The 2,514-nt window shown below is 68.3% G+C and carries 3 protein-coding genes and 1 pseudogene; 3 read left to right on the forward strand and 1 reads right to left on the reverse strand.

The genetic code is table 11. The features are described 5' to 3' along the window. The 3 genes from AC08OU_RS24470 to AC08OU_RS24480 form a co-directional block, all read left to right on the forward strand. Positions 1-375: hypothetical protein (locus AC08OU_RS24470; RefSeq protein ID WP_476605921.1), on the forward strand; the 375-nt coding region annotated here is incomplete at its 5' end. Positions 376-433: 58 nt separating this feature from the next. Next, complete coding sequence (locus AC08OU_RS24475) at positions 434-1,627, forward strand: DNA glycosylase AlkZ-like family protein (RefSeq protein ID WP_476602433.1); 1,194 nt, start codon at positions 434-436, stop codon at positions 1,625-1,627. Positions 1,628-1,682: 55 nt separating this feature from the next. Then, positions 1,683-2,018 (forward strand): MazG nucleotide pyrophosphohydrolase domain-containing protein, encoded by a 336-nt coding sequence (locus AC08OU_RS24480; protein WP_462189174.1) that lies wholly within the window; start codon positions 1,683-1,685, stop codon positions 2,016-2,018. Positions 2,019-2,076: 58 nt separating this feature from the next. On the opposite strand, the pseudogene AC08OU_RS24485 reads toward AC08OU_RS24480, so the two are convergent. Then, a pseudogene (locus AC08OU_RS24485) lies at positions 2,077-2,514 on the reverse strand (hypothetical protein); the annotation flags it as partial.

The raw sequence follows: 2,514 nt of genomic DNA on the forward strand, positions 1-2,514 counted from the left end.
ATCAAAGCGGCGTTCGCAGCGACCGCCGACGCGGGGATCGAGGGCAAAGCGTTCATCATCCACGGCTTCCCCGGGGAGAATGCCGAGACCACCGCGGAGACGATGAGCCTGCTGGCCGAGCTGGGATCGTCCCTGAGCCGGGTGTCGCTGTTCCGGTTCGTCCCCCTGCCTGGCACACAGGTCTACGCCGATCCCGACCGGTACGCGCTGCACGGCACGCACACCCAGCCCGACTGGGACCGCGACTGGTCGAAGTTCCACATCCACCACAACAACCGGCACTGGTGGGGCACCGCGGAGCAGTGGCAGGAGACCGAAGATTCCTACCAGCGGCTACGCCACTTCGTCGAAGACCACTGGAATGCACAGGGATGAACCCGACTCGGCCAGGCCCGTGCATGGCGGGGCGACGGACCGCTGATAGCGTGCTGCGGTGGTCGCCGTCGCTCCCCGTACCGCCGGAGCCGTCACGCTCACAGCCGACCAGGCCAGCTACTTGTGGAACTGGACGCTCACCCGGCAAGGGCTGCATCCCGATCATCGTTTGTCGTCCGTCGCCGAGATCGCATATGCCGGGCTGGGCCTCCACGCCGCGCGCTTACCCAGTCCGTTCGCGACCGTCCTCGCCCGCGCTGCCAGCCCCGAAGCCGCGACATCGCTATTCGCCCCCCAGTCGGGCCTCACCACGCTGCGGTGCATGCGCAAGACGCTGCATCTTCTACCGCTCGATCTGGCGGCCGTCGCGCATGCCGCGACCGCCCGCTACCGGTTGCGCGACGCCGCCCGAATGGCCGTCAACGCCGGTGTGTCCCAGCCCGTCGTGACCCGGGTGACCCGGCTGCTCATGCGGCTGCTCGCGGGCGGCCCGGTGCCGGTGCGGCAGATCGAAGCAGTCCTGACCGCCTGCGGCGAGCCGGTCGCGGCCGTCCGCGTCGCCGTGAAAACGGCGTGGGAACAGGGATTGCTCACCTACCTGAACCAGTCCGGTTGTTGGAATGCAGAACGCCGAGCCTTCGCGCTGACCTCCGACGTCCACCCCGGCCTGGACGTCGCGCAGGATCCCGGAAAGGCGACGCGAACGCTGGTGTACGCCTACTTCGACCGGTATGGGCCAGCGACTCTCAAGGACGCGACGTGGTGGTCGGCCCTGTCCCGGACCGCCATCACCGCCGCGCTGAACGCCTCGGATGCCGAGTGGCTGGAGGTCACCACACCGTGGAGCCCAGCCCGGGCCTACATGACCACCGCCCGGTACGAACAGTTCCTGGCTGCCGATCCCGCCGCCTACACGAGCGGGTTACACCTGCTCGCCCACGAAGACGTCGCGCTCAAGGCGTACTTCGAGACCCGAGAGAGGTATCTGGGCGGCCTACCGACAGAACAGGCGTTCAATCAGATCGGTGAAGCGCTACCCACGATCGTGCTCGACGGGCAGGTCCAGGGCACGTGGGCGTGGCACCCCGTCACCCGAACTGTCATTCCGACAGTCGTCCGCAACCGAACCGCCCTGACCCGCGGTGTCGCCGCCGCCGCCGATACGCTTACCGCCGCGCTGCGCACGGGCTGGCGCGACCGGACCCCGACCGCCGTCCGCCACGACCCCAACCAGCTCACCCTGGCCATCTGACTCTCCCAGCAACACCGGCCGGGCTCACACCTCACGCAGAGAAAGGTCCACCGCCATGCGTCCGCTGGCCGCCGGCTTTGACCTGACCGAGTTCCAGCAGTACGTCGCCGCCATGGAGAAGGAACGGGGGTTCTCCGAGCGCAGCGTCACGGAGCAGGCTCTGCTGCTGGGCGAGGAGGTCGGTGAGCTGTTCAAAGCCGTCCGCAAAAGCGAGAACCTCAGCACCGCGACAGGGTCGGTCGTCGGCTCCGTCGACGAGGAGCTCGCTGACATTTTGATCTTCGTGTGCGCCATCGCGAACCGGTGCGGCATCAACCTCAGCGATGCCCTCCTCCGTAAGGAGGCCCTTAACGAGACACGAGTCTGGGTCTCGACAGGTACGGCCTCCTGACAGATAGGTGGTGCGGCCCGCCGCACCGGCGGCGCCACGGCACCAGGGGCGACAGGGGTCAGACGTCGGTAACTCGACGGGTGAACTCCAGCGCGGTGGGATCGTCCCCGGCCGCTCGGCTCAGAGGGACGGCGATTTCGCGGATGCGGTCCTCGACTACCGCATTCGGACATGTCTGGATCGCTGCGACTGCGTCCAGCCCGGCGGCTCCCGCCGCGTCCAGGGCGGGCCTGTCCCCATCGAGGTGGCCACGGGCGACCGCAACATGCGCAAGGCCAATACCCTGCCAGTCGTCGCCGAACGTGGCGGCGGCGCGGGTGCCGTGGATGACCGCCATCCGTCCGCGGCCTGGAAGGTGGGACACAGCGATCGCCGTGTAGAGATCTTCCTCGGCGGTGTTCCACGTGAGCGCTGGGCCGGTCAGCGATGCGCGCATCCCTGCACGCATCTCCTGGACCGCTGCATCGGCGCGGTCCGGGTATCCGGGCTCTTCGAA

This window comes from Frankia sp. CcMO1, assembly GCF_977945845.1.

Excerpts from the sequence above, each read along its gene's own strand:
- AC08OU_RS24480 (WP_462189174.1), top strand. The coding sequence starts at position 1,683 with ATGCGTCCGCTGGCCGCCGGCTTTGACCTGACCGAGTTCCAGCAGTAC.